General features: G+C 69.1%; 21 protein-coding genes and 1 tRNA gene. 8 read left to right on the top strand and 14 right to left on the bottom strand.

Features of this window, described 5'->3' with window-relative positions:
- Positions 1-35 precede the first annotated feature (35 nt).
- The 4 genes from AC4GYY_RS00985 to AC4GYY_RS00970 all read left to right on the top strand — a co-directional run bounded on the left by AC4GYY_RS00985 (position 36) and on the right by AC4GYY_RS00970 (position 3768).
- The gene (locus AC4GYY_RS00985; RefSeq protein ID WP_491117945.1) at positions 36-1175 is read left to right on the top strand and encodes a polysaccharide biosynthesis/export family protein; all 1140 of its coding nucleotides are present in this window, start codon (positions 36-38) and stop codon (positions 1173-1175) included.
- Positions 1176-1385: 210 nt separating this feature from the next.
- Entirely contained in the window at positions 1386-2393 is a 1008-nt protein-coding gene (locus AC4GYY_RS00980; RefSeq protein WP_491117943.1) for a KpsF/GutQ family sugar-phosphate isomerase, read from the top strand.
- A gap of 20 nt (positions 2394-2413) precedes the next feature.
- Positions 2414-3211, top strand: coding sequence for a 3-deoxy-manno-octulosonate cytidylyltransferase (locus AC4GYY_RS00975; protein WP_491117941.1), 798 nt, complete (start codon positions 2414-2416; stop codon positions 3209-3211).
- A complete protein-coding gene (locus AC4GYY_RS00970) occupies positions 3208-3768 on the top strand; it encodes a histidine phosphatase family protein (RefSeq protein WP_491117939.1) in 561 nt (186 codons plus the stop codon). The genes AC4GYY_RS00975 and AC4GYY_RS00970 overlap by 4 nt, the downstream gene beginning before the upstream one ends.
- Positions 3769-3772: 4 nt before the next feature.
- Here the strand turns inward: AC4GYY_RS00970 and AC4GYY_RS00965 are convergent, their stop codons facing one another.
- The 3 genes from AC4GYY_RS00965 to folE are packed head-to-tail and all read right to left on the bottom strand — an operon-like array spanning position 3773 to position 5479.
- Positions 3773-4123, bottom strand: a complete 351-nt coding sequence (locus tag AC4GYY_RS00965; RefSeq protein ID WP_491117937.1) for a dihydroneopterin aldolase — start codon at positions 4121-4123, stop codon at positions 3773-3775.
- Positions 4116-4865: an SDR family oxidoreductase gene (locus tag AC4GYY_RS00960; RefSeq protein ID WP_491117935.1), complete on the bottom strand. Its 750-nt coding sequence runs from the start codon at positions 4863-4865 to the stop codon at positions 4116-4118. The genes AC4GYY_RS00965 and AC4GYY_RS00960 overlap by 8 nt, the downstream gene beginning before the upstream one ends.
- Positions 4862-5479 (bottom strand): GTP cyclohydrolase I FolE, encoded by a 618-nt coding sequence (folE, locus tag AC4GYY_RS00955; protein ID WP_491119263.1) that lies wholly within the window; start codon positions 5477-5479, stop codon positions 4862-4864. Before folE ends, AC4GYY_RS00960 begins: the two co-directional genes overlap by 4 nt.
- Positions 5480-5690: 211 nt before the next feature.
- On the opposite strand from folE, the gene AC4GYY_RS00950 reads away from it, so the two are divergent.
- The 3 genes from AC4GYY_RS00950 (at position 5691) to AC4GYY_RS00940 (ending at position 9529) form a co-directional block, all read left to right on the top strand.
- Positions 5691-8639 carry a TonB-dependent receptor gene (locus AC4GYY_RS00950; protein ID WP_491117933.1) on the top strand — a complete coding sequence of 983 codons (2949 nt, stop codon included), beginning with the start codon at positions 5691-5693 and terminating at the stop codon, positions 8637-8639.
- Positions 8640-8790: 151 nt separating this feature from the next.
- Entirely contained in the window at positions 8791-9051 is a 261-nt protein-coding gene (locus AC4GYY_RS00945) for an SWIB/MDM2 domain-containing protein (protein ID WP_491117931.1), read from the top strand.
- Positions 9052-9187: 136 nt separating this feature from the next.
- Complete coding sequence (locus AC4GYY_RS00940; protein ID WP_491117929.1) at positions 9188-9529, top strand: SWIB/MDM2 domain-containing protein; 342 nt, start codon at positions 9188-9190, stop codon at positions 9527-9529.
- Between the two features lie 38 nt (positions 9530-9567).
- On the opposite strand, the gene AC4GYY_RS00935 is transcribed toward AC4GYY_RS00940, so the two are convergent.
- The 5 genes from AC4GYY_RS00935 to AC4GYY_RS00915 all read right to left on the bottom strand — a co-directional run bounded on the left by AC4GYY_RS00935 (position 9568) and on the right by AC4GYY_RS00915 (position 11946).
- Positions 9568-9644, bottom strand: a tRNA-Arg gene (locus AC4GYY_RS00935).
- A 47-nt stretch (positions 9645-9691) separates the two neighbouring features.
- Complete coding sequence (locus AC4GYY_RS00930; protein ID WP_491117927.1) at positions 9692-10114, bottom strand: DUF1178 family protein; 423 nt, start codon at positions 10112-10114, stop codon at positions 9692-9694.
- The gene (locus AC4GYY_RS00925; RefSeq protein ID WP_491117925.1) at positions 10111-10932 is read right to left on the bottom strand and encodes a carbon-nitrogen hydrolase family protein; all 822 of its coding nucleotides are present in this window, start codon (positions 10930-10932) and stop codon (positions 10111-10113) included. Before AC4GYY_RS00925 ends, AC4GYY_RS00930 begins: the two co-directional genes overlap by 4 nt.
- Complete coding sequence (grxC, locus tag AC4GYY_RS00920; protein ID WP_491117923.1) at positions 10929-11186, bottom strand: glutaredoxin 3; 258 nt, start codon at positions 11184-11186, stop codon at positions 10929-10931. Before grxC ends, AC4GYY_RS00925 begins: the two co-directional genes overlap by 4 nt.
- Before the next feature lie 31 nt (positions 11187-11217).
- Positions 11218-11946, bottom strand: a complete 729-nt coding sequence (locus AC4GYY_RS00915; RefSeq protein ID WP_491117921.1) for a ComF family protein — start codon at positions 11944-11946, stop codon at positions 11218-11220.
- Positions 11947-11989: 43 nt separating this feature from the next.
- Here AC4GYY_RS00915 and AC4GYY_RS00910 point away from each other — a divergent pair, with 43 nt between their 5' ends.
- On the top strand, positions 11990-12820 hold the full coding sequence (locus tag AC4GYY_RS00910; protein WP_491117920.1) for a methyltransferase domain-containing protein: 831 nt from the start codon (positions 11990-11992) through the stop codon (positions 12818-12820).
- Here the strand turns inward: AC4GYY_RS00910 and AC4GYY_RS00905 are convergent.
- The 6 genes from AC4GYY_RS00905 to AC4GYY_RS00880 form a co-directional block, all read right to left on the bottom strand.
- The gene (locus AC4GYY_RS00905) at positions 12817-13203 is read right to left on the bottom strand and encodes a response regulator (protein WP_491117919.1); all 387 of its coding nucleotides are present in this window, start codon (positions 13201-13203) and stop codon (positions 12817-12819) included. The two genes, AC4GYY_RS00910 and AC4GYY_RS00905, sit on opposite strands and share 4 nt — an antisense overlap.
- A gap of 58 nt (positions 13204-13261) precedes the next feature.
- Entirely contained in the window at positions 13262-15694 is a 2433-nt protein-coding gene (locus AC4GYY_RS00900; protein ID WP_491117917.1) for an ATP-binding protein, read from the bottom strand.
- Positions 15691-16989: an EAL domain-containing protein gene (locus tag AC4GYY_RS00895; protein WP_491117916.1), complete on the bottom strand. Its 1299-nt coding sequence runs from the start codon at positions 16987-16989 to the stop codon at positions 15691-15693. The genes AC4GYY_RS00900 and AC4GYY_RS00895 overlap by 4 nt, the downstream gene beginning before the upstream one ends.
- A 350-nt stretch (positions 16990-17339) precedes the next feature.
- Entirely contained in the window at positions 17340-18827 is a 1488-nt protein-coding gene (locus tag AC4GYY_RS00890; RefSeq protein WP_491117914.1) for a flavin-containing monooxygenase, read from the bottom strand.
- A 70-nt stretch (positions 18828-18897) separates the two neighbouring features.
- On the bottom strand, positions 18898-23115 hold the full coding sequence (locus AC4GYY_RS00885) for a translocation/assembly module TamB domain-containing protein (RefSeq protein ID WP_491117911.1): 4218 nt from the start codon (positions 23113-23115) through the stop codon (positions 18898-18900).
- The gene (locus AC4GYY_RS00880) at positions 23115-25187 is read right to left on the bottom strand and encodes an autotransporter assembly complex protein TamA (protein ID WP_491119262.1); all 2073 of its coding nucleotides are present in this window, start codon (positions 25185-25187) and stop codon (positions 23115-23117) included. Before AC4GYY_RS00880 ends, AC4GYY_RS00885 begins: the two co-directional genes overlap by 1 nt.
- Positions 25188-25204: the final 17 nt, after the last annotated feature.

Here is a 25204-nt window from a genome sequence, read left to right as displayed (position 1 = left end):
CCGACCCGGCGCAAGGCGGGGTGAGACTGCGAAGTATGCGTATACGCTCGGTTCCGGGTCGTCTGCCGGCGATTATCCTCACCGGCGCACTGACGCTTGCCGGCTGTTCGACTCTGCCGTCCAGCGGTCCGACCTCGACCCAGATCAACTCGGCGCAGAAGAACCACAACGACATCGGCTTTTCGATCGTCGACATCGACGCAGCAGCGACCGAGAAGCTCGCCTCGCTACCGCCTGCCGACGGTGGCCTCGCCAAGCTGACCCGCCCGGGCCGGATCGACACGATCGGCGCGGGCGACGTGCTGACGATCATGGTGTACGAGGTCGGCGTCACGCTATTCCAGGGCGCGACGGGAACGCTGGGCCAGGGAGGCCAGTTCAACCCCTCGGCGCGGTCGACGCTGCTCGACGACGTGCTGGTCGGTTCGGACGGAACGATCTCCCTTCCCTATGTCGGTCGGCTGAAGGTCGCGGACAAGACGCCGGCCGAGGTCGCGCGGATGATCGAGCGTGGCCTCCGCGGACTCTCGCAGCGGCCGCAGGCGCAGGTCGGCGTCAAACTGAACGCCCATAACAATTTCTACATACTTGGGGACGTCCGCGCACCGGGCAAGTTTCCGCTGACGTTGCCCGAGGAACGGCTGATCGACGCGCTCGCCCGTGCCGGCGGCGCCACCGTCCAGCCCGACGACGCGGTGATCCGGGTGACTCGCGACGGCCAGTCCGCCGAGACGCGGCTGAGCGCGATCGACGCCGCCAGTTCGCAGAACATCGCGCTGCTCCCCGGCGACCGGGTCCAGGTCTTCACGCGGCCACGCACCTTCCTCGCCTTCGGATCGACCAGCAAGGTGAGCCAAGTAGCGTTCAGCGCGAACGAACTCTCGCTCGCCGAGGCGCTGGCGCGCATCGCCGGTCCCAACGAGAACAGCGCCGACGCGGCGGCGGTGTACCTGTTCCGCTACGACCGGACCGCCGACGCTCCGGGCGGCAAGCCGGTCATCTATCGTCTCAACATGCTCCGCGCCGAAAGCTACTTCTTGTCCCAGCGCATCGGGATGCGCGACAAGGACGTCATCTATATCGCGAGCGCCAAGGCCAACCAGCCGGGCAAGCTCGCCCAGATCCTGGGCCAGCTGTTCAGCCCGATCATCGCCGTCCGGAACTTGGGCAACTAACCGGCCACGCGGGGGCGATGATCAGGGGAGATCGACTCCCGCCCATTTCAGGGATGTCATCTTGCGTCGGGTAAGCTATCGCTGGTGCAACTTTTAGGGTCCGCGTCTCGCGCCCGGTCGTCGACACCGGCCGTGGATGGAACCGGGAGTGTTGACCACGACTTCCCGTTCGGACAGCGGTCTGGACCCGCGGCGAGACAGGGGTAAGACATGGGCACCAAGCCGGATCCGATCGTTCCGTTCCGAAAGCGGAGCGCGGCGTCGGTCGCGGCACGGACCATCGCGGTCGAGGTCGGCGGTCTTCGCGCGCTCGAGGCCTGTTTCACCGAACCGGATTTCGCCGCAGGGTTCGATCGGCTGGTCGAGACGATCGCGCAGGCCAGCGGCCGTGTGATCGTCGCGGGGATGGGCAAGAGCGGGATCATCGCGCGCAAGATCACCGCGACGCTGACCTCCACCGGCTCCCCCGCGATGTTCCTGCACCCGGCCGAAGCGGGCCACGGCGATCTCGGCATGGTGGGTGAGGACGACATCGTCCTGATCATCAGCCGATCGGGCGAGACCGCCGAGTTCGCGCCGATCTTCAGTTACTGCAAGCGCTTCGGCATCAAGCTGGTGACCATCACCGCGCGCGGCAATTCGACCGCGGCGCGCGCCGCCGACTTCTTCATCCGGCTGCCGTCGGTGCGCGAGGCGTGCCCGATCGAGCTGACGCCGACCACGTCCACCACCGTGCAACTGGTGTTCGGCGACGCACTGGCGATCGCGCTGATGCACCGGCGCGGCTTTTCGGCCGACGATTTCTACAAATTCCATCCCAATGGCCGGCTGGGAGCGCGGCTGCTGAAGGTGCGCGACGTGATGGCGCGCGGACCGGACGTCCCCAAGGTCCGCGCCGACGCGACGCTGCTCGACGCGACGATCGAGATGACGCGCGCGCGGCTGGGCGCGACCGCGGTGGTCGACGACGACGGCAAGCTGATCGGCGCCTTCACCGACGGCGACCTGCGCCGCACGATCACGGGCGACCGCAACATGGAGGTCCCGGTCGCCGAGGTGATGACCCGCGAGCCGCGCTGGATCGGCCCGGGCGAGCTCGCGTCCGATGCGATCCGCCAGATGCACGACGCCAACGTCCTGGTCCTGTTCGTGCGCGACGGCGAGCGCCTGGTCGGCGCCGTCCACATGCACGACGTGTTGAGCGCGGGGGTCGCCTGACCGCCGGTTCCCGACTGCTGGTGGTGATCCCGGCGCGGGCGGGGTCGACCCGGCTGCCGATGAAGCCGCTGCTGCCGATCGCGGGAGTCTCGCTGCTGCACCGCACGATCGCGCTCGCGCGCCGTGCTCTCAGCGATCTCCCGGAGGCTCAGCTGCTCGTCGCGACCGACGACCGGCGGATCGCGGACCACGCCGCCGTCGCCGGGTGCGAGGCGGTGATGACGGCCGCCGCCATCTCCACCGGCTCCGGCCGCGCGCTCGCCGCCGCTGAGACGCTGTCGACGCCGCCGGCGATCGTCGTCAATCTTCAGGGCGATTCCCCGTTCCAACCAGACGAGGCGCTCGGCGCGATGATCCGGGCGCTGGACGAGGGCGCGGCGCACGTCGCGACCCCGGTCGTGCGCCTGAGCTGGGAGGCGCTCGATGCGTTGCGGGCCCACAAACAGGTCGCGCCGTTCAGCGGCACGACCTGCGTCCGATCTGCCGATGGTCGCGCAATCTGGTTCTCCAAGCAGATCCTGCCGGCGATCCGCGACGAGCGGCGGCTGCGCGACGAGTCGCCGCTGTCGCCGGTGTGGCGCCATGTCGGCCTCTACGCCTATCGCCTCGCCGCGCTGCGGGCGTTCGAGGCCGAGCCGCCGACCGCGCTCGAGCGGCTCGAGGGGCTCGAGCAGCTCCGGTTGCTGGAGATGGGCGTTCCCATCGCCGCGGTCGAGATCGCCCCGCCGTCGTTCGACATCTCCGGGATCGACACCCCTGCCGATCTGGCGCGCGCCGAGGCGCTGATCGCCCGCCACGGCGATCCGCTCGGCTCATGACGCAGCGGATCGTCATCGTCCGCCACGGCGACACCTTCGCACCCGGCGAAGCGCCCCGGCGGATCGGCGCGCGGACCGACCTGCCGCTGGTCGAGAGCGGGCGCGCGCAGGCCCGTGCGCTCGCCGCGGAGTTCGCCGAACGCGAGCTGGTGTTCCAGCGCGTCCTCGCCTCGCCACTTCGCCGGACGCGCGAGACCGCGGAAACGATCGCGCCCGGCCGGATCGAGATCGCGCGCTGGCTGCGTGAGATCGATCACGGACCGGACGAGGATCGGACCGAGGCGGAGGTGGTGGCCCGCGTCGGGCGGGCCGCGCTCGACGCCTGGGAGCATTCGGCCACGCCGCCGCCGGGCTGGACCGTGGACGCCGACGAGCGGCTGGCGGCGTGGCGCGCCTTCTTCGCGCGGGCGACGGGGGCCGCGCTGCTGGTGACGAGCAACGGCGCGGCCCGTTTCGCCCTCCTCGCGCTCGACGAGCCGCCGCGGAAGATCAGGACCGGCGCGTACGGCGTGATCGAGGCCGGACGGCTGATCTGCTGGGACCGGCGCCCCGACTGACCGGTCAGCGCGCGCGCACGATCTCGCAGCCGATCCGCGCGTCGGGGTAGATGTCGGTCTTGACCGTCCGCACCCGCACCCGCTGCACCCGTCCGTCGGCGAGACAGAGCGCCGCGATCGCCTCGCACAGCGTCTCCTGGAGCGCGAAGCGGCGGGTCGACGCGAGCGCCAGCACCCCGGCGCGGACGAAATCATAGTCCAGCACCTCGTCGATCGCATCCGCGGCGGGTGCGCCCGGATAGGCGACCGTCATCTCGACCGACACGGTGACGGGCTGCGGCTCCGCTTCCTCGGGATGGATGCCGAGGCGGATGCGCACGGTGAGCCCGTCGAGCAGCGTGGTGAACTCAGCCATCGCGCCCCTCGAACATCACGTCGCCGTCCCGCTTGCAGAAGCGCTGGCCGCAATCGACGAACAGGTTCTGCCCGGTGACGCTCCGCGCGCCGAGCAGATAGGCGACCGCCTCCGCCACCGCGCCCGCCCCGACCGGCCGCCCGAGCAGATTGCGGCTGCCCGTCCGTGCGAACTCGTCCGCCGACTGGTCGCCGCTCGGCAGCGTCAGACCCGGCGACACGGCGTTGACCCGGACCCTGGGCGCCAGCGCCTGCGCCAGCATCGTCGTCGCCCCCTCCAACGCGATCTTGGTCAGCGAATAGGAGAAGAAGTCCGGGTTGAGGTTGACGACCTTCTGATCGAGCAGGTTGACGATCGATCCGTCCTCGAGGCCCGGCTGCGCCGCGAGCGCGGAGGCGAGGAGACTCGGGGCGGTCAGGTTGACGGCGGTCAGCCTTGCGAGCAGCGCGGCATCGACCGCAGGCGGCCGATCATACTCGAAGAGCGAGGCCGAATTGACCAGCCCGTCGATCGTCCGCCCGGCCAGGCGCTGCGCTGCAGCAAGGATAAGCGCGGGAGCGGACGGGTCGGCGAGGTCGCCCTCGACCACGCCGATCGCACCGATCGCGGCGGCGGTCGCACGGGCCTCGTCCGGAGAGGAATGGGCGTGGATCACCACCGCATGGCCATCCGCGGCAAGCCGCGTCGCGATCGCCGCGCCGATCCGGCGCGTTCCCCCCGTGACCAGAATCGTCCGCGTCATCCGAGCCCCATCAACGCCAGGACCTCCTTGCGGCTCCGATCGTCGTCGCGGAACACCCCCATCATCCGGCTGGTGACCATCGCCACCCCGGGCGTCCGGACGCCGCGCGCGGTCATGCAGGCGTGGCTCGCCTCGATCACGACGGCGACGCCCTGCGGCCGCAGTCCGTTCCAGATGCAGTCCGCGACCTCGGCCGTCAGCCGCTCCTGGACCTGGAGCCGCCGCGCGAAGCCGTGGAGAACGCGGGCGAGTTTCGAGATGCCGACGACGTGATCGGTCGGCAGATAGGCGATGTGCGCGCGCCCGATGATCGGGGCCATGTGGTGCTCGCAATGCGACTGGAAGGGGATGTCCTTCAGCAGCACGATCTCGTCATAGCCGCCGACCTCCTCGAACACGCGGGCGAGATGGCGCGAGGGATCCTCGTCGTAGCCCGCGCAATATTCACGCCACGCGCGCGCCACCCGGCGCGGGGTGTCGCGCAGCCCCTCTCGCGCCGGGTCGTCGCCTGTCCACGCGATCAGCGTACGGACCGCGGCGAGGACGTCGGCCGGTATCTCGGGGCCGTCGGGGGCGCGGAGCAGGTCTCCGTCATCGGGCTCGCCCGGGATCACATCAGCCACTCTTCGTCTCCGATCTCTTGCACCGCACCATGACGTACGTTCTAAATTGCAACTGTTTCATTTCGGCAACAACCCTCAGGAGCGTACCCTTCCCTCACATTTTCATTTGACGAAGGAAATTTTCGATCGCTACCTTCCATACCGAACCATGGAAGATGACCCAACCGGCTTCAGACCGGCGGGGCAGGGAGAGGGGAAGACGATGAGGAAGTTTCAGCTTCTGACGGCTACGGCGTTCGTGATGCTGCCGGCGCTGCCGGCGATGGCGCAGACCGCGGACACCACGTCCGCGCAGAATACCGCTCCCACGAACGGGCCCGGCCAGGAGGCGCCTTCCACCCCGTCCGGCGGCCAGGACGGCTATCCCGGCGACATCGTCGTTACCGCCCAGCGCCAGTCGCAGCGGCTTCAGGACGTGCCGATCGCGGTCAGCGCATTCACCGCGCAGAACCTGGAGAAGCAGCAGATCGTCAACACGACCTCGCTTCAACAGAGCCTCCCCAACGTCACCTTCACCAAGACCAACTTCACCTCCTCCAGCTTCGCGATCCGCGGCGTCAGCAACCTGTGCGTCGGCGTGACCTGCGACGAATCGACCGCGATCGCCGTCAACGACATGCCGCTGCTCGGCACCCGCCTGTTCGAGACCGAGTTCTTCGACCTCGAGCGGGTCGAGGTCCTGCGCGGCCCGCAGGGAACGCTGTTCGGACGTAACGCGACCTCGGGCGCGATCAACTTCATCTCCGCCAAGGCCGATCTGTCGGGGATCCACGCGGCGGGCGAGGCCGAATACGGCAATTACAATTCGATCCGCGTCAAGGGCATGTTCAACCTGCCGATCACCGACACGCTGGGCGTGCGCGTGGCAGGCACCTACCTCAACCGCGACGGCTATACCAAGAACCTCTACGACGGGAAGCGGATCGACGACCGCGATCTCTACTCGCTGCGCGGTACGCTGACCTGGGAACCGACCAGCGACACCCGCGTCGACCTGATCGGCTATTATTTCCACGAGCGCGACAATCGCAGCCGCATCCAAAAACAGCTCTGCCACCGCGATCCGACGGGCGTGATGGGCTGTCTGCCCGACACCCTGCGATACGAGACCACCAACGCCAACTCGACACTGTCGACGGCGCTGACCTCGAAGGAGTTCATCGGCATCGGCGTCAGCCCGGCCCTGGTCCCCTTCGCGCTCGGCAGCGTGTACGGCACCGACACGTTCGCCGGCGTCGTCAATCCGGCGGACGTCCGCACCGTCAACGTCGACTACACGCCGACCTATTTCGCCGAGGAGGAGCAGTACACCGCCAAGATCTTCCATGACTTCGGCAAGGTCTCGCTGAACATCACCGGCGGCTATATGCGCAACACGGTGAACTCGACCTCCGACTACAACCTCGCGGTCGAGAATCCCTACGTCAACAACCCCGGCCTGATCGCGCTCGACGCGGCCGGTCGTCCCGGTGGTCCGGCGGCGTTCCTGAATAACCTGCGCCAGTATCTGATCCCGAACGGTCCGAACGGCGGGCTTTGCCAGTCGGCGACGACCACCACCAACACCGGCATCTACGGCGGCAACAGCATCGGCTGCTACCCGCAGAGCATCGACTACGATCGGTCGCTCGGCAAGGTTCGCCAGTACAGCATCGAAGCGCACCTCGACAGTTCGTTCGACGGGATGTTCAACTTCCTGCTGGGCGGCATCTATTTCGACTCGAAGGCGACGAACGTCGACTATTACGTCAACTCGTTCGGGCTCGACTATGCCACCGGCCTGCTCGGCTCGGCGGCGACCGGCGGCACCTCCTATCTGGCGTCGCCGTTCTTCCGCAGCAACTCGCCGGATTTCCGGCTGAAGTCCTACGGCATCTTCGGTGAGACCTATTTCGCCTTCACCGACAAGCTCAAGCTCACGCTCGGTCTGCGCTACACGCACGACGACAAGGCCGTGATCGCGCGCACGACGCTGGCCAACGCGCCGGTGCCGTTCGGCACGCCCGATGCCAACCCGATCCTCGATAGCGGCAACTTCGACTTCGACTCGACGAGGGACGGCAATCAGGCCTTCGCCAACGACTCGGTCCAGTTCTCGCGGCTGACCGGACGCGCGGTGCTCGATTACAAGATCACGCCGGACAATCTGCTCTACGCATCCTATTCGCGCGGCTACAAATCGGGCGGCATCAATCCGCCGCTGTCGCCGGTCTTCGCGGTGCCGACCACGTTCACCCCCGAATCGGTCGACTCGTTCGAGATCGGCTCGAAGAACACCTTCGGCAACGGCGCGTTCCGGCTGAATCTCACCGGCTTCTACTACAAGTACAAGGGCCTCCAGCTCAGCCGCATCGTCGCCCGCACCTCGGTCAACGACAACGTCGACGTCAACATCTACGGCGTCGAAGCGGAGGCGATCGCGAGCCCGACGCCGGCGATGCTGGTCAACATGAACTTCAGCTACCTGCACACCAGCGTGGCGAACGACAAGTTCCTGGCCAATCCGCGCGACGTCTCCGGCGGGCGTTCCGACGCGGTGATCATCAAGGACCTGACCAACGCCTCGAACTGCGCGGTGGTCTCCACCACCGGCAACGTCGCGGGAGTCAACGGCTATGTCGCCGCGATCAACGGCAGCATCGGCCTGCAGGCGCCGGTCGCGATCCCGGGAACCAACACCACGGGCGCGTTCAGCATCTGCTCGGCGCTCGACGCCAATGCGGCCACGGTCGGCGCGGCGTTCGGCGGCATCCAGGTGCTCGGGTCGGGCGTGGAGGTCAGCGTCAAGGGCAATCAGCTGCCCAACGCGCCGACCTACAAGGCGTCGGCCGGCATCCAATACACCATCGACATGGGGACGGGCGGCTACACCCTCGTCCCGCGTGCCGACATCAACTACACGGGCAATCAGTGGGGTACGATCTTCAACAAGAACCCCATCGACAAGATCCAGGGCTATGCCGTGATCAACGCCCAGCTTCAGCTGAACGCTCCGGACGACCGCTTCTACGTCCGCGGGTTCGTGCAGAACCTGACCAACAACAATGCGGTGACGGGAATGTACGTGACCGACCAGTCGTCGGGGCTGTTCACCAACATCTTCACGGTCGAACCCCGCCGCTACGGCATCGCTGCGGGCTTCAAGTTCTGATCGGCGTCCGGCGGAGCGACCGCGCTCCGCCGGGCCCTCTCCTCCCGAAGATGATGACAAGGGTGCCCAGGCGAGGCACAAGCGACCGTACGCGCCGCCTGGAGGCGCCGACGTTCAGGCCGGGCAGTCCGGCGCAACAGGAAGGATCGACATGGCCACGCCACCCAAGACCAGCGGCATTCACGCGCCCGTCCAGCCGTCGCCCGAGCTCGGCGCGATCGTCGGCGACGACAAGCTGCCGCGCAGCCAGGTGATCAGCAAGGTCTGGGATTACATCAAGTCGAACAAGCTCCAGAACCCGGAGAACAAGCGCGAGATCGTCGCCGACGACAAGCTGAAGAAGGTCTTCGGCCGCGACCGGGTGACGATGTTCGAGATGAACAAATATCTCGCGCAGCACGTCACTGCGTGATGCACCGGGCGGGCGGCGGCCGGCACCCGGCTCCTCCCGCTGTCGCGCGGCCGACCCTGGTCGCGCATCACCTGCGCAACGAACCCCCGAGATGTGCGTAGTTGCGCGAGAACCAATCAAACGGAGGACCAGAGCGATGGCGCGATCGGCTGAAAAGCGGGGCAAGGACGAGACCAAGGCGGCCGAAAAGACGGTCAAGGCGACCGGCAAGCCCGCGACCGGCGCCCGCGGCGGCATCACCGCGCCGGTTCAGCCCTCTCCCGAGCTCGCCGAGATCGTCGGCAAGGATTCGCTTCCCCGGAGCGAGGTCGTCAAGAAGGTCTGGGACTATATCAAGAAGCACGACCTTCAGGACGCCAAGGATCGCCGCCAGATCAACGGCGACGACAAGCTCCAGAAGATCTTCGGCAAGAAATCGGTCAGCATGTTCGAGATGAACAAGCATCTCAGCAAGCATCTGTCGGCGATCAAGGACTGACGACCAACACCGCCGCCCACCGCGACGTGGGCGGCGAGTGGTGCCCCCGGCGAGATTCGAACACGCGGCCTACGGTTTAGGAAACCGTCGCTCTATCCGGCTGAGCTACGGGGGCATCGCCGCTCCGCTACCCGCCCAGCCGACGACGGTCAATCGCGAGGGTCAGTTCGACCGCTCGGGAGGGACCACCGGAAGGGGCAAGGGCGCGACCGGCACTCCGTCGGCCATCAGCGCCTTGGCCTCGGCGACGCTCGCCTGACCGTGGATCGTCTCCTGCTTGCGGTCGCCCTCGTGCATCGCGCGCGCCTCGACGGCGAAGCGGTCGCCCACCCAGCGCGACGATGCGAGCGCCTTGGCCTGCGCGCCGGCGAGCGCGCCCAACATCGCCTTGACCTCCTCGGGCGAGCGCCGGCCCTCACCGCGCGAGGCAAGCCGCGGCGCCATGATCGCCTTCTCGATCGCGGTCGAGGCGCAGACCGGGCAGGCGATCAGCCCGCGCGCGCGCTGGTCCTCATAGCCGTCGCTCGATCCGAACCACGCCTCGAACACGTGATCGCCGTCGCACCGGAGATCGAAGACGATCATGCGCGCGCGACGCCGGGGATCGCGCGGCGATGCTCCAGCACGGGGATGCGCGCGCGCACCGCATCGACCGCCGCGGGATCGATCTCGACGAGGCCCAGCCCCGCCGCCTCGCCCATGTCCAGCAGCACCTCGCCCCAGGGATCGACCACCAGCGCGTGGCCGTGGGTCTCGCGCCCGTCGGCATGGACCCCGGTCTGCGCCGCCGCGACCACGAACGCCGCCTGTTCGATCGCGCGGGCGCGGAGCAGCGTCTCCCAATGCGCCCGTCCGGTCGGACGGGTGAAGGCGGCCGGGACCGCAAGGATCGTCGCGCCGGCGCCGGTCAGCGCGGTGTAGAGCGCCGGAAACCGCAGATCGTAACAGATCGACAGCCCGAGTCTGCCGAGCGGCGTCGCGACCGCCACCGCTCCCTCCCCCGCCGCATAGGCCGCCGATTCGCGCCACGTCTCGCCGCTGGGCAGGGCGACGTCGAACAGGTGCAGCTTGTCGTAACGCGCGCGGATCGCCCCGGCGGCGTCGATCACGAAGCCGCGATTGGCGTAGCGCCCGTCGTCGCGCCGCACGGCGAGCGAGCCGAGATGGACCCACAGGCCGTGTCGCGCCGCTGCCGCTCGCACCGCGGCGAGCACGACATCCTCGCTCTCCGGTACGATTGCGGTCGCGGCGCGCGCGCGATCGCGGTCGAGCAGACCCGACATCTCGGGCGTGAACAGCATCGCCGCCCCAGCGGCTTGAGCCTCGCCGATCGCCCGGACGAGGGTGCGTCCATTCTCCGCGGGATCGATCCCGCTGGTCATTTGCAGGATTGCGGCGATCATGCCGCCAGGAGAGGATCGAGCCCGCCGCGCGCGTCGAGGGCGGCGAGGTCGTCCGAGCCGCCGATGTGGCGGCCGTCGATGAAGACCTGCGGCACCGTCATCCGGCCACCAGATCGCGCGAGCATCTCGGCGCGGCGCGGGCCGCCCATCGTGATGTCGTGCTCCTCGGGACGAACGCCCTTCGCGTCCAGCAGCCGCATCGCTCGCGTGCAATAGGGACAGAACGCCTTGGTGTAGATCTCGACTTTCGCCATGGACTTCAAGTGTGTGCCTGACCCGCGCTTGTCAATCGGCGGCGGTCTGGTCGATCACCCGCGCCCAGCAGGCGATCGCCACGCTCGCCGCGCCCGCGCCGAGCAGCACGCGCGCGCACGCCTCAGTTGTGGCGCCGCTGGTATAGACGTCGTCGACCAGGACGACGCGCTTGCCCTCGACCGACCCGGCGCGTCGCGGATCGAGGTCGAACGCCGCCCGCACCTCCTGCGCGCGGGCCCGACGGCCCAGCCCGCGTAGCGCGGCGGTCGCGCGGATGCGGCGCAGCGCAGCGCGCTCCACCGGCAGGCCGAGGAGCGGGGCCAGCGCGTCGGCGATGAGCGCGGCCTGATTATACCCGCGCGACCACAGCCGCCAGCGGTGGAGCGGGACCGGGATCAGCACGTCGCCCGGCGGCATCCCCCGCCGCATCAGCCCCGCGGCCGTCCGCGCGAGCGCAGTCCGTCCGCCGTATTTGAGCCCGAGCGCGACCGCCCGCGCGACCTCGCCATAAGCCACGGCCGCGTGGACGCCGGCATGGACCGGCGGGCGGGCCGCACAGTCGCGACACCGCGCCTCAACGCCGCAGTCCGCCTCGAACGGCGCGCCGCACCCGGCGCAGCATGGCGGTCCGAGAAAGCGGAGGCTCGCCCAGCAGCGCGCGCAGAACCGGTGGTCGCCGCGGACGATGTCGCCGCAACCCGGGCACCGCGGCGGCAACGCGAGGGAGAGCGCGGCGAGCAGGCGATCGGCGGGGGTCACGCACCGGTTGTCGCGTGCGCCGTCCGCGGGCACAAGCCGCCGGGTGGATACCCCCGAGATCTTCGACCGCCGCCGTCGCCGCCTCGCGCGCGACCGCGCCGCGGCCCGCTTCGCCGATCATGCGTTCGTGCGGACCGCGATGCTGGAGACGATCGCCGAGCGGCTCGCGGCGGTGAAGCGCGTCTTCGCCGAGGTGCTCGACCTTGGCTGCGCTGACGGCGGCCTCGCCCTGCCCGACGCGCGGATCGCACGGGCCGATCCCGGCCGGACGTTCGCCGCCCGCGCCGGCGGCGTCCAGGCGGACGAGGACCGGCTGCCGTTCGGGGACGAACGCTTCGACCTCGCCATCGCGGCGGGGACGCTCGACACGGTCAACGACCTGCCGGGCGCGCTCACGCTGATCCGCCGCGCGCTGCGCCCCGACGGATTGTTCCTGGGTGCGTTCCTCGGCGCGGGCACGCTCCAGACGCTGCGCGCGATCTTCCGCGAGGCGGAAGCGGATCGGCCCGCGGCGCGCTTCCATCCGCTCGTCGACGTCCGCTCGGCAGGCGATCTGCTGGTGCGCGCCGGCTTCGCGCTGCCGGTCGCCGACGCGGAGACGCTGACGGTGCGCTACGCCAGCCTGGCGCGGCTGCTGGCCGACGTGCGCGGGATGGCCGGGGGCAACCAGCTCGCCGAAGTCGCCCCGCTCCGCCGGGAGACGATCGCCCGCGTCACGGCGGCGTTCGAGGCCCGCCGCGACGCGGAGGGCCGGGTCGCCGAGCGGTTCGAGATCGTGGTGCTGACCGGCTGGGCGCCCTCGCCCGATCAGCCCCGGCCGGCGCGCCGGGGCAGCGCCACCGCCTCGCTGAAAGCGGCGCTCGGTCCGGGTTAGATCATCCCGTCGTCGTCGCGCTCGGCAAGCAGGCGGCCCATCGCATCGAACAGCGCATCCATCGCGACGGGCTTGAAGATCACGTCGTCGGCGCCCGCCGCCAGGCAGCGTTCCCGAAGGTCGATGGCAGTATCCGCGGTGACGACGATGATCGGCAGTTCGCCCTTGGCGTCGCCGCGGGCGCGGATGTGGCGGATCGCGGTCAGACCGTCCATGCCGGGCATCCGGAGATCGACCAGCACCATGTCGACGCTCTGCTCGCCGAGGAGGGTGAGGCCCTCTTCGGCGCTTTCGGCCTCCACCATCGTCGCGCCCGCCACATCGAGCATATCGCGAACGACCCGACGATTCATCCGGTCGTCCTCGATAAACAACACGTTCACGAGAATGCGCCGGAATGGAGGCTTTTCGTCGTCGGCTTCATGAGGGTCGCTATACCTGTCATGCCGCCCGGGCTGCAACCATCCTGACAGGCTCGGGCGCGCAGTCGGCCAACGCCGCGATCAGGGCGTCGCGCGCGATCGGGCGATCGAGAACCAGGGACGCGCCCGCCGCGATCAACGTTTCGCGCGCAGTCCCGTCGGCGCGCCGCAGGATGACCAGACTGGCCGCCCCGGTCGCCGCCTCCCGAAGCGTTCGGACGGACGTGTCCGCCGCCTCGCCCAGCACGCCGTCGTCGACGAGCACCAGCGGGCATCGCCGAGCCGCGAGCGTAGCGGTCGCCGCCGCGAGATCGCCGACCGCGACGATCGGGCCGTGCGTGGGCTCGAGCAGGGACCTGAGCTTGGCGCGCGCGATCGGATTGCCTTCGATCAGCATCAGCGCCGGCGTCTCGGACTCCGCCGTCTCGGCGACGCAGGACCCGCTCTCGCGCAGCGGCAGCGAGACGGTGAAGGTGGCGCCCTGCCCCTCCTCGCTCTCGACCGTGACGTCGCCGCCCATCGCGCGGGCGAGATTGCGGCAGATCGTCAGCCCGAGGCCCGTGCCGCCGAACTGCCGGGTCGTGCTCGTGTCGGCCTGCTGGAAGGATTCGAAGATCAATTCATGGCGCGCCCGGGCGATGCCGATGCCGGTGTCGCGGACCGAGATCTCGTAGCGCTCGCCGCAGCGCCGCGCGCACAGCGCGACGGACCCCGCCGGCGTGAACTTGAGCGCGTTCGACAGCAGGTTGAAGACGATCTGCCGCAGGCGCCCCGCGTCGCCGACGATCCCGGCCGGGCAGTCCCGAAGATCGGCGCTGAACGCCAGGCCCTTGGCGTTCGCCTGCTCCTCCCACATCCGCGTCGATTCGGTGAGCGCATGGCGAAGGTCGAACGCGCCCTCCTCGATGGTGAGGTTGCCCGTCTCCATCTTGGCGACGTCGAGGATGTCGTCGACCAGCGCGCGCATGGTGACACCGGCGCCGTGGACCACCGACACCCGGTCACGGATCGAGCCGTCGACCTTCGGATCGGCGAGCATCACCTGGGTCATGCCGAGGATGCCGTTGAGCGGCGTGCGGATCTCGTGGCTGGTCGTCGCCAGGAACTCGGTCTTCGCCGCCAGCGCCTTTTCGAGCGCGACGTTGGTCGTCTCGAGCGTCACGTTCGCCGCGCTGACCTTGTCGCGGCTGCGCCGGACCGTCCGCAGAGCATAGGCGAGCGCCGCGATGATCAGCAGCGTGGCGGCGACGCCCCCGAGCAGCACGTTGCGCTGGGTCTGCGCGCGCGAACGTTCGTAGGCGACGCTCTTGCGCAGATCGTCCGCCTTGAGGTTGGCGATCCGGACCTCCTGGTTCGCGAAGTCGAACCGGGCCGCCATCAGCGCGGCGCCGTTCGACCGTGCCAGTTCGGTCGCCTCGTCGTCCAGCCGCTTGAGCGCGGTCAGATGCGCAAGCGCGCGGTCGCTCCGCCCCGCGGCCGCATAGACGTCGTACGCGGTCTGGTGCGAATCGCGATCGTCGAGCCCGGTCCGGGCGACGTCGACGCCGTCGAACGCCCTGTCGACCAGCCGTTCCGCCGCGGCCAGGTCATGCTTCTGGTAGAGCGCCTGGGCGAGGAGGACCTGCTGGCGTCGGCGATAGTCGGGCGGCGCGGCGCTGCCGGCGATCGCGATGCTTTCCCGGATGGCGCCGATCGCCGCGTCGGGCTGACCGTTCGTCAGCAGCGCCCAGGAGAGATTCCGCAACACGGTCGCGGTCACGCTCGGGCTCTTCAGCTCGCGGGCGAGGTCGAGCGCCCGGCGGAACGTCGCCAGCGCACGGGGGACCTGCTCGAGCTTGAGGAGCGCGAGGCCCTCGCCATTGTAGATCGCGACCGCCAGCCCCGGGTCCGCGTCATAGACCTCCAGCGCCTCGGCGAAATACTTCAGCGCGTTGGTCCAGTCGTTGGCGGTGACATAAAGGTTGGCGATCTGCGCGAACGCGCGCGCGCGCCCGCGGTCCTCGCCCAGGGTCTGGAACAGGTCGTGCGCGGCATGAAGGTCGGTCATGGCGCCCGCGACCTGCCCCGCCGACGCGCGGAGATTGCCACGCGAGAGCAGGGCGTCGGCGAGCAGCCGGCTCCCTGGCGCGACCCGCGCCGCCTGCGCCGCGGCGGCGTCGATCAGCGGGCGCGCCCGGTCGTTCTGCCCGGTGCGGGCATAGGCCTCCCCCAGCAGCCACGTGGCGGTGGCGAGCATCAGATCGCGCTGCCGTCCCGACGGGCGGCCCACCGCATAGTCGCGCGCCCGCTCGGCCTGGCGGACCGCGAGCGCGGGATCGGCGAGCATCTTGGCCTTAACGTCGGCGGAGATCGCGTCGAAGGTCGCGTCGGTCTGCGCCGACGGCGCGGGCTCCGCCGCCAACGGAACCGCGACCGCGAGCAGGACGGACGCCGCCAGTCCGCGCAGGATCACGCCTGTTGCCCGACGCGCGCGCGGCGCAGGAACGACACCTTGGCATCCTGCGGGGCCGCGCGGTGCATGTCCTCGTCCAGAAAGGTGATCAGCGCCTCCAGCCCGATCGGCCGGCTGATCAGGAAGCCCTGCACCATGTCGCAGCCCATGACCGTCAGCAGCGCCAGTGCGGCATGGGTCTCCACTCCCTCGGCGACGACCTCCATCTCCAGCGCGTGCGCGAGATCGATGGTCGACCGGACGATAAGCGGATCGCGGTTCGAGCTGGTCAGCTGGGTGACGAACAGCTTGTCGATCTTGAGCTCGCGCGCCGGCAGCTGCTTCAGATAGGCGAGCGAGGAGAGGCCTGCGCCGTAATCGTCGATCGCGATCATCACCCCGCTGTCCGCGAAGACCTGCAGATTGGCGATGGCGCTGCCGGGATCGCGGATCACCGACGTCTCGGTGATCTCGAAGCCGAGCTTCGCGTCGCTGCTCGCGACGAGCGCGCACGCCTCGCGCACGAACGTCTCGTCGGCGAGCAATTGCCCCGAGATGTTGATGAACAGCCTCAAGTCGTGACCATGCCGCGCCAGATCCTGCTGGTCGGCGATCGCCTGGCGGATGGTCCACAGCGTCAGCCGGTCGATGACGTGGAATTCCTCCGCCGCCGGGATGAAGTCGCCCGGCAGGACCAGCCCGCGCTCGGGATGCCGCCAGCGCACCAGCGCCTCGGCGCTGGTGATCTCCTGGCGCCGGACATGCACCTTGGGCTGGTATTGGATCAGCAGCTCGCCGTTCGTCAGCGCTCGGTCGAGGTCGGCGGCGATGCGACGCGCGATGCGTGGCTGCTGGGCGCTGAGGTCGTGCGTCACCGCGCCTTCGCTCGCCCGGGCCTGCGCCAGCGCGGATTCCGCCTCTTCGATCAGCCGTACATCCTCGGCCCGGCTCGCCGGCGCCAAGGCCGCGCCGAGCGCGAGCAGAACGACGTGCTGTTCCCCATCGAGGTCGAACGGCGCGTCGCAGGCGGTGCGGATCGCGGTCAGCCCGGCGTCGAGGTCCGCCGGGGTCTCGCCCTCGAACTCGATCTCGATCGTGCGACCGGCCGGGCGGAGCCTGGCCTCCGGCGCGACCGCGGCGATCCGCGCGATCACGTCCTCGGTGAGCAGCGCCGCCCGCGCCCGCCCCACGTGTCGGCGCAGCGCTGCGAAGTTCGTGATCTCGGCTGCGACCTGAAAGCGCCACGCCTGCCGCGGCGCGGCCTGGGCGGCGGCGGGGTCCCGGGCTTCACCGGTGGGCGGAATGTGGCCGGCCATGCCCGAACGCTACCCGTGCAATCGCGAACATATCCTTAACTCGGAAAAAACGAGTCCCGATCTGGACCAAGTTCAACCGTGAACGGATTTGAGGTACGGTAAAAAATCTGTTAACGCGGATGCGCACCACCGGTGCGGACAAGGGAGAAAAACCATGCTCGCGTTCCTCATCTCGCTGATCTTCGGCGAGACCATCAAGCCCTGGTAAGCAGGCATCCGGTTCGGGTGCGGCGGCCGGCTTGCGCCCAGCAAGCCCGGCCGAAGCGGCCGAACCGGACTTCGACGCAGATCGCCGGCGTCTCGATCCGGGACGGAATGTCGTTCCGAATCATGTAATTGGTTAATGACGCTCAGGCCGCCTCCGCGGCCTTTGTCTTGCCGAGGCGAGCCGGCGCGGGGTTCGAGAAGACCATATCGTTGTCCACCGAGCCGAACTTCAGCGCCATCACGTCAAGCGCGTAATTCTGGTTGAGCCGCCAGGGCTTCTTCGCCCCCTGCTTAGGCAGCCGATCCGCGGCACGCTGGATGTACCCCGACGAGAAATCGACGAACGGCTCCGCCGCCATCCCACCTTCGCCGATCCGCGGCGTCGCCTGGCGCATTCCCCGCCGCGTCATGGTATTGAGCAAACGGCAGACGTACATCGCGACCAGATCCGCCTTCAGCGTCCAGGAAGCGTTGGTGTAGCCGAAGGTGAACGACAGGTTCGGCACGTCGTCGAACATCATTCCCTTATACTGGAGCTTGTCGCCGATGCGGACGGCTCGGCCGTCGACCGTCAGGTCCGCTCCGCTGAGCATCTGGACTTCGAGCCCGGTAGCGGTGACGATCACGTCCGCGGGAACGTCGCGCCCCGACGTCAGCTCGATCCCGGTCGGGGTGAAGCGCTCGATCGTGTCGGTGACGACCTCGGCGCGACCGGCCTTGATCGTCGCGAACAGGTCCGCGTCGGGCACCAGGCACAGCCGCTGATCCCAGGGATTGTAGCGCGGGGTGAAATGGGTGGCGACGTCGTAATCGGGGCCGAGATGCTCGCGCACCATTCCGAGCAGCCTCGCCTTGACCTTCTGCGGCTGCCGCCGCGTCATCCGGTAGAAGAACATGCTCATCGCCACGTTCTTCCACCGCGTGATCCCATAAGCCGCCTTGTCGGGGAGCTTCGACCGTAGCCAATTCGCCACCCGGTCCTGCGCCGGTCGGGAGACGACATAGGTCGGCGAGCGCTGGAGCATGATGACGTGCGCGGCGGTTTTCGCCATTTCGGGGACCAGCGTCACCGCGGTGGCGCCGCTGCCGATCACGACCACGCGCTTCCCCACATAATCGAGGTCCTCCGGCCAGAATTGCGGATGGACGATGCGACCGGCGAAGTCCTCCGCGCCCGCGAACTCGGGCGCGTGGCCGCGCGCGTAATCGTAATAGCCCGAACACATCATCAGGAAATTGCAGCTGATCGCACGCTCGCCCGCGTCCGTGGCGACCCGCACTGTCCACGTCGCGTCGGCGCTCGACCAGTCGGCGGCGAGCACCTTGTGACCGTAGCGGATGTGGCGATCGATCCCCGCCTCGCGCGCGGTCTCCTCGATATAGTCGCGGATCGAAGGGCCGTCGGCGATCGACTTCGCCTGGGTCCAGGGTTTGAAGCTGTAGCCGAGCGTGTGCATGTCCGAGTCGGAACGGATGCCGGGATAGCGGAACAGGTCCCACGTTCCCCCCATCGCCTGCCGCGCCTCCAGGATCGCGTAGCTGCGATCGGGGCAGCGCCGCTGGAGGTGGTGTGCGGCGCCGACGCCGGACAGTCCCGCGCCGACGATGATGACGTCGAAATGCTCTGACATTCTCAGGTCCTCTCCCGACCGATGCTATCCCAGCGATCGGGTGCGGGAAAGGACCTAACTTACCCGCCTGTCAGTAGTCCCTCGAATACTTCAGCTGGACGTTCGAGCCGCCGAACGACCCGGTCTGCGACAGCACGCTGAGCGCCTTGGTCAGCGCCACCGTGAGCTGGGTCGCGGTGAGGCCGCGGGCGTCGGTGACGATCTCGATATAGATGTCGTCGGTCAGATACTTGCCCGCCGCCAGCGCGGTCCCGCGGCCGCTCGCCTCGTCGGCGCCCAGCACGCGCAGCCGGTCGAACCCGGTCGCCGAGCGCAGCTTGCCGAGCGGGTTCAGGCCGCCGCCCGATCCCCGCAGCGAGTTGAGCGCCGCGGCGAGCTGGATCGCCTCGGTCGCCGACAGATTCTCCGGATTGGTCCCGAACAGCAGCCGGCTCAGCACCTCGTCCTGCGGCAGCGCGGGCGAGGAGGTGAAGGCGATCTGCGGGCGCTGGCCGGTTCCCGTCACGTTAATGACGAAGCTGGTGCCGTTCTTGGACGTGGTCGCCTGGATGTCGATGTCGGGATCGGTCAACGCGCCGCCGCGGAAGCGCACCTGGCCCTTGGTCACCTCGAACCGGGTGCCGGCGAAGCTGTAGGTGCCGCGAACGACGTCGAGTCCGCCGGTGATCACCGGCGCCGACGAAGTGCCGCCGATCGTCATGTTGGTCGACCATTCGGATTCGAGACCCATGCCCGAGACGAACAGCTTGTTGTTCGCGCGGACGCTGAGGTCGAGCTTGAACACCCCCGCCGGGGCCGGCGGCGCCGGCCGATCGGTCGGACGACCGGGGCGCAGGTCGCGCTTGAAGCGGACGCCCGTCAGTTCGGGCACTTCGGCCGCGCCCTGACGGATGATCTCGTACCGCGCCTCGGGAATGGTGATGGCCCCCTGGATCAGTCCGCCCTTGGCGTCCTTGGTGACGTGGAGCTGCCCGGTCGCCGTCGCGCCGAGGGAATCGGACTTGGCGAGCCGTGCATTCTGGAAGCGTGCGGTGAGGTCGATCGGATAGCCCTGCGCGGCGGCGAGGCTGACGCTTCCCTGCGCCTGCACGGTCCCGTCGCCGGCCTTGGCGGACAGCGACGACAGTTCGAACCGGTCGTTGTTGAACCGGGCGGCGATCTTCATCTGCGACAGCCGGGTCCCGAACGCCTCGTTGTCGTAGGTGAGATTGTCAGCCCGGACGATGCCGTTGAGGCGCGGCGCATTGACCGTGCCGGCGAAGTCGGCGGCGATCGCGATCGGGCCGGAGAGCTGCTGCTGCGGCAATGCGGCCAGGCTGAACAGCACCCCCGACGGACCGTTATAGCGGATCCCGCCGGAGAGCGGCGCGGCCATGATCCGGGTCGCCCACGATCCCGAGCCCGGCGGCAGCGGCCTGAGCGTCGCCACCATGCGGCCGACCGGCGTGCCGCCGCGCTTGACCAGCGCGCGCGCCTCGCCGCCGTTCTGGACGAGACGACCGGCGAAGACGACGTCGACCGGCTCCGACACCGCGGCGATGCCCGAGCGGGTGAAGTTGCTGACGGTGACCCGCGCGTCGGCGGTCGGGAAGGCGCTGGCACCCGCCTGGGTGAAGTCGAGGCTCCCGGTCGCGGTCCCGCCGAGCCCCAGATTGGGGACCAGCGCGTTGGCGATCGACAGATCGAGCGAGTCGAGCCGCGCCTGCGCGGCGAGACCGTTGCCGTATCGCCCGGCGATGCGGAGCGCGCCGCCCTTCCCACCCTTGTCGAACGCGATCCGCGTCGCGGCGAGCGTGTAGGCGCCCTTCGCCGACGTGACGTGCATCGGATTGCCGGTGCGGAAATTGACTCCGTTCGCCTGACCTTGGGCGGCGATCAGATAGTCGTTGGGCGCAAGCTTGGCGTTGACCGCCAGGCGGAACGGCACGCCGTTCGATCCGGTCAGCAGCGCCCGCGCGGTCCCGCGACCGCCGGCGTAATTGACCTTGGCGCGCGCCGCCTCGATCACGGTCGGGCCGTAGCGCATGTCGGCGACCTGTGCGTCCGCGACGACCTGCGGCGTGTCGGCGAGCACCACGCTCGCGGTCACCAGAGCGCGGCCGATGGTGAAGTCCACCGAGCCGGGGATCTTGGCGTTGTAGGCGCGCGCATTGACGTCGGCGCGCTGGTACTTGCCCTGCGCCGCGAGGAGCGCCGCGCCCGACAGCCCCGAGCCGGCGAAATTGACGCGGCCGGCAAACGGGCCGGCGGGGGTCTGCTGGACGCGGCCCGTGAAGTTCACGCCCGCGAACAGCACGCGGTTGAGGTCCACGGTCAGCCGCGGGCTCGGGCGCACCAGGACGTTGGCGTCGAACGGGCCGTAGGTCGTTCCGCCGGTGGCTTTCACCGCATAGGCGCCGCTCCGACCGATCACGGTCGCGTTGAGGTTGGCAAGGCCGATGCCCACGCCCGGCCGGGGTGCGCGCAGGTTGACGACCGGGTTGGTCTGCGATCCGCTCACCCGCGCGAACAGCGGGCCGTATTGCGCAGAATAGGCGTCGGCGTTGACCAGCACCGATCCGTTGCGGGTGTCGTACCGGCCCTCCCCCCGCGTGACGCGGAACTTGGGCGCGTTCAGCTTGAGGTTGCGGAAGGTCGCGATCCCCTCCGGCGAATAACCGACGTCGGCGGCGACATAGGCGTTCCCGCCCAGGAAAGTCCGCGCTCCGTCGTTGAACAGCTTCTTGGTCTGGGCGACCACCCGCCCGGTGATCCCGAAGCCCTTGGGCGTTGCGACCAGCTTGGCGTCGGTCGACAGATCGAGGATGCCGACGCTATCGACGAGATAGTTGTTGATCCGCCCCTTGAGCCCGCCGGTGTAGCGCCCCGTCTGCATGTTCGCGACGACGATCGCGGTCGCGTCGACCTTGTCGGAACGGATGCGAAGGTTGTCCGAGAGGATGTTGGGCATCGCCACCGCGAAGTCGCCGTCGATCCGCGCGTTGGTCGTCAGACCGCCGATCGCCGGATTGAGGCCGAACACGCGCCTCGCCCGCGCGTGGACGGGGACGAGGATGCGGTCCGCATTCACTCGCGCGAGGCCCTCGGCGTAAAGATTGTCGACACCCAGCTCGCCGAAACCCATCTGCGCGGCGCGGACCTTGTAGTCGACCACCGGCCGCGCGAACGCCTCGTTCAGCACGACCCGCGCCAGCACGTCCTTGCCGCGAAGGTTCGGCGCGATCGCGCCCGGAGTCAGCAGCTTGGCGTCGACCGCGAAATTGCCGAAGCGGCTGTTCGCGAAGTCGAGCAGTCCGCCCGCATCGACCATCAGCGCCGCCGAGCGCAGCGTGACCCGCGTGTCGACTTTCCTCGCCTCGCCCAGCGTCGCGTCGATCGCCACCTGGAGCGCAGGCGCGGTCAGGCGCTCGACCGGCCCTTCGAGGTAGAGCCCCGGTAGGGTCGGGCCGCGCACCTCGAAATGCCCGTTCTTCGCGGTGATCGCGAGGTTCGCCAGCTCGCCCCCGCCGAGCGTCGAGACGAGCTTGCCGGTCCAGCTCTTCCAGCTTCCCTGCCCGCCGATCGTCGCGGTCAGCGGCGCCTTGAGCCCGGCCATCGAGGCGACCAGTCCGCCCGCCGGCGCGGCCACGCGCGCGTCGATGTCGAGCTTGTCGTCGTCGGGCACCGCGTCGAGCTTGAGCCTGAGCGTGTCGCCGCCGGCGACGCCCACGGCACGGATCGCGGCGGCATCGACGGTCAGCTGCGCGCGCCGGTCGGCGATATGCGCGCCGCCGGTCGCCCGGACGATATGGCGCTGTCCGGCGACCGGCGCCTCCATGACGAAGCGGTCGATCTTGAGGCGGTCGATGTCGATGTCGAGATCGGGGAGCGTCGGCGCATCGGGATCGCTCGGCTGCGGGATCAGCTGCGGGTTGCGCAGCATCGTGATCAGCCCGCTCTCCAGGCTCTTCACGTCGACATGGTTGTTGACGAAGGCGAACGGCCGCCAGTCGACGTCGAGCCGCGGCGAGGTCACGAACACGCCCTTGGGATCGCTGACCCGCAGGTCCCGCAGCGTCATCCGGCCGTAGATCGAGCCGTCGATCCGTCCGACCCGGATGTTGAGCCCGCTCGCGGTCTTGTAGTTGCCGATCTGGTCGGCGACGAAACGGTGCCCCGGATCGGTATTGATGCCGAGGAGCACCACCCCGACCAGCGCCAGCAAGGCGAGGATCGCGACGCCGATCCACTTGACGATCCGCTGCCACAAGGGGCGTCGCACGACGACGGTCTCGATTTCGTCGGCCATCAGAACGCCTGTCCGATCGAGATATAGAGCGCGACCTTGCCGTCGCCCGGCCGCGGGTTGAGCGGTGTCGCGATATCGACCCGCATCGGCCCGAAATTGGTATAGAAGCGCCCGCCGATCCCCGCGCCGAAGCGCAGGTCGGATGCGGTCGGATAGATGCTCTCATAGGCGTTGCCGCCGTCGAAGAAGGGCACGATCCCGAAATTGCCGAACCGATAGCGCGCCTCGATCGCGAACTCGTTCAGCGAGCGCCCGCCGACCGGATCGCCCTTCGGGTCGAGCGGCCCGAGCCGCTGATAGCCGTATCCGCGCACCGATCCGCCGCCGCCGCCGTAATAGCGCCGGGAGGGGGCGAGGTCGTCGCGGTCGATCCCCGCGATCGTCGCCGCGCGCAGCCGGCCCGCGATCACGATGCTGTCGCTCGCCGGAAAGTAGCCGGTCGCCTCGATCATCGCGCGCACGTACGGGCTGAAGCCGCCCCGGACCGATCCTTCCGGGCTCAGGTTCAGTTTGACGCGGTAGCCCTTGGTCGGGTTGAGCAGGTCGTTCGAGCGATCGAACAGCACCTGCCCCGGCAGCGCGGCGATGAAGTACTTGCCGCGCGTGTCCTCGCCCAAACCGAAATCATAGACGCTCTCGTTCGTCCCGACGAGCTCGAAGCCGTAGGCGTAGGTCAGCTTCTTCTGCCAGATCGGCGTCGAATCGTAGCTGATCCGACCCGCGAGGGTGATCGTCTGCGCGTCGAAGGCGTCGTAGTTCGAATGGTTGACGCTGGCGTTCAGCGTCACCGTCCGGTCGCGCTTGCCCGCATTCGATCGGCGGAAGGTCGCCGACACGCCCTGCTCCTGCGTGCCCCCTGTCAGCCCGAGAATCAGCGCGCCTTCGGGCGAGAACAGGTTGCGGTGGGTCCAGGTGCCCTCCGCCAGGAAGCCCTGCCCGGTGGCGTAGCCCGCGGTCGCGGCGAGCGAACGCTGCTTGCCCTTGGCCTGGGTCACGAGCAGGTCGACGAGTTCCGTCCCGTCGGGTCCCGGCTGCCCGGTGCGGACCGGCTGGACCGTGATGTTCGAGAACAGCCCGGTCGCGACGAGTGCCTGGCGCAGGTCGTCGGTCTTGCGCACGTCGTACAGGTCGCCCTGGTCGAACCGCGGGAAGACGTTCAGATGATCGAGCTTGAACACCGGATCGCCTGCGGTGCGCAGCACCCCGAACGACGAGCGCGGGCCGGTATCGACCGGCAACGTATAGTCGCCGAGGTGCGTCTGGTCGTCGAGCAGGATGTCGCGGTCGCCGACCTTGACGAAGGGATAACCGCGCTGCGGCAGGATCAGGCTGACGTTCGCCTCCGCCCCCTGCACCCGAGCCGCTTCGATCGGATCGCCCGACTTGAGCGGCAACTGCTCGCGGATCAGGTCGGGTGGGGTGGTCGCGTCCGCCGTCACCGCGATCACGCCGAGCTTGTAGAGCGGCCCCGGCGTCGCCGAGACGATCGCGCGCAGCCTGCCCCCACCCTTTTCGTCGGCGGTGTCGGGGATCGTCTCGATCGTCGAGATCGCGGAGGCGTCGTAATAGCCGAGCGACTTCATCAGCCGCACGGCCAGCCCCTCGTCCTCCTTGGCGCGCGCCGACACCTGCGTCGCGTTCGCCGCCTTGCCGCCGCCCTTCTTGAGCGCGGACAACGATTTGAACTCGTCGGCCAGCTTGAGCTCGTCCAACCCCTTGACCACCAGTTCGTACCGGAGCTCGGGCGCGTCCTTGTCCTTCACGTCGGCCGCGGTCTCGAGCGGGACGGTGTCGAAGGTCTGGAGCGGCGTCAGCGGCTGCGCGAGCTGCGGGTCCTCGGGGCCGACGGGGGCGATCGCGACGCCGTCGGTCGGCATGACGGCGGTGGCCGGCGAAGCCGGGATCGGCTCGAGCGGCGCGTTGATGTCGCTCGAGATCGGCGGGATCGCCGCGTCGAATTCCTGCTCGGGCACGATCGGCCGGTCGCCCTGCGGGTCGGCTCCGGCGGGCGCATCCTTGACGTCGTCGGGAACGTCGGGGCCCCGGGCGGGGGCCGTCCCGGGCTGGTTCATCTGGGCGAGCGCCGTCG

This window comes from Sphingomonas sp. SP6, from assembly GCF_058313435.1.
Note: the sequence above shows the minus strand (reverse complement) of the source record. Positions and strands in the feature narration are given on the sequence as shown.

Excerpts from the sequence above, each read along its gene's own strand:
- AC4GYY_RS00970 (WP_491117939.1), top strand. The coding sequence starts at position 3,208 with ATGACGCAGCGGATCGTCATCGTCCGCCACGGCGACACCTTCGCACCC.
- grxC (WP_491117923.1), bottom strand. The coding sequence starts at position 11,186 with ATGGCGAAAGTCGAGATCTACACCAAGGCGTTCTGTCCCTATTGCACG.
- AC4GYY_RS00950 (WP_491117933.1), top strand. The coding sequence starts at position 5,691 with ATGAGGAAGTTTCAGCTTCTGACGGCTACGGCGTTCGTGATGCTGCCG.
- AC4GYY_RS00880 (WP_491119262.1), bottom strand. The coding sequence starts at position 25,187 with ATGAACCAGCCCGGGACGGCCCCCGCCCGGGGCCCCGACGTTCCCGAC.
- AC4GYY_RS00885 (WP_491117911.1), bottom strand. The coding sequence starts at position 23,115 with ATGGCCGACGAAATCGAGACCGTCGTCGTGCGACGCCCCTTGTGGCAG.
- AC4GYY_RS00940 (WP_491117929.1), top strand. The coding sequence starts at position 9,188 with ATGGCGCGATCGGCTGAAAAGCGGGGCAAGGACGAGACCAAGGCGGCC.
- AC4GYY_RS00890 (WP_491117914.1), bottom strand. The coding sequence starts at position 18,827 with ATGTCAGAGCATTTCGACGTCATCATCGTCGGCGCGGGACTGTCCGGC.
- AC4GYY_RS00980 (WP_491117943.1), top strand. The coding sequence starts at position 1,386 with ATGGGCACCAAGCCGGATCCGATCGTTCCGTTCCGAAAGCGGAGCGCG.
- AC4GYY_RS00985 (WP_491117945.1), top strand. The coding sequence starts at position 36 with ATGCGTATACGCTCGGTTCCGGGTCGTCTGCCGGCGATTATCCTCACC.
- AC4GYY_RS00895 (WP_491117916.1), bottom strand. The coding sequence starts at position 16,989 with ATGGCCGGCCACATTCCGCCCACCGGTGAAGCCCGGGACCCCGCCGCC.
- AC4GYY_RS00930 (WP_491117927.1), bottom strand. The coding sequence starts at position 10,114 with ATGATCGTCTTCGATCTCCGGTGCGACGGCGATCACGTGTTCGAGGCG.
- AC4GYY_RS00925 (WP_491117925.1), bottom strand. The coding sequence starts at position 10,932 with ATGATCGCCGCAATCCTGCAAATGACCAGCGGGATCGATCCCGCGGAG.
- AC4GYY_RS00960 (WP_491117935.1), bottom strand. The coding sequence starts at position 4,865 with ATGACGCGGACGATTCTGGTCACGGGGGGAACGCGCCGGATCGGCGCG.
- AC4GYY_RS00965 (WP_491117937.1), bottom strand. The coding sequence starts at position 4,123 with ATGGCTGAGTTCACCACGCTGCTCGACGGGCTCACCGTGCGCATCCGC.
- AC4GYY_RS00945 (WP_491117931.1), top strand. The coding sequence starts at position 8,791 with ATGGCCACGCCACCCAAGACCAGCGGCATTCACGCGCCCGTCCAGCCG.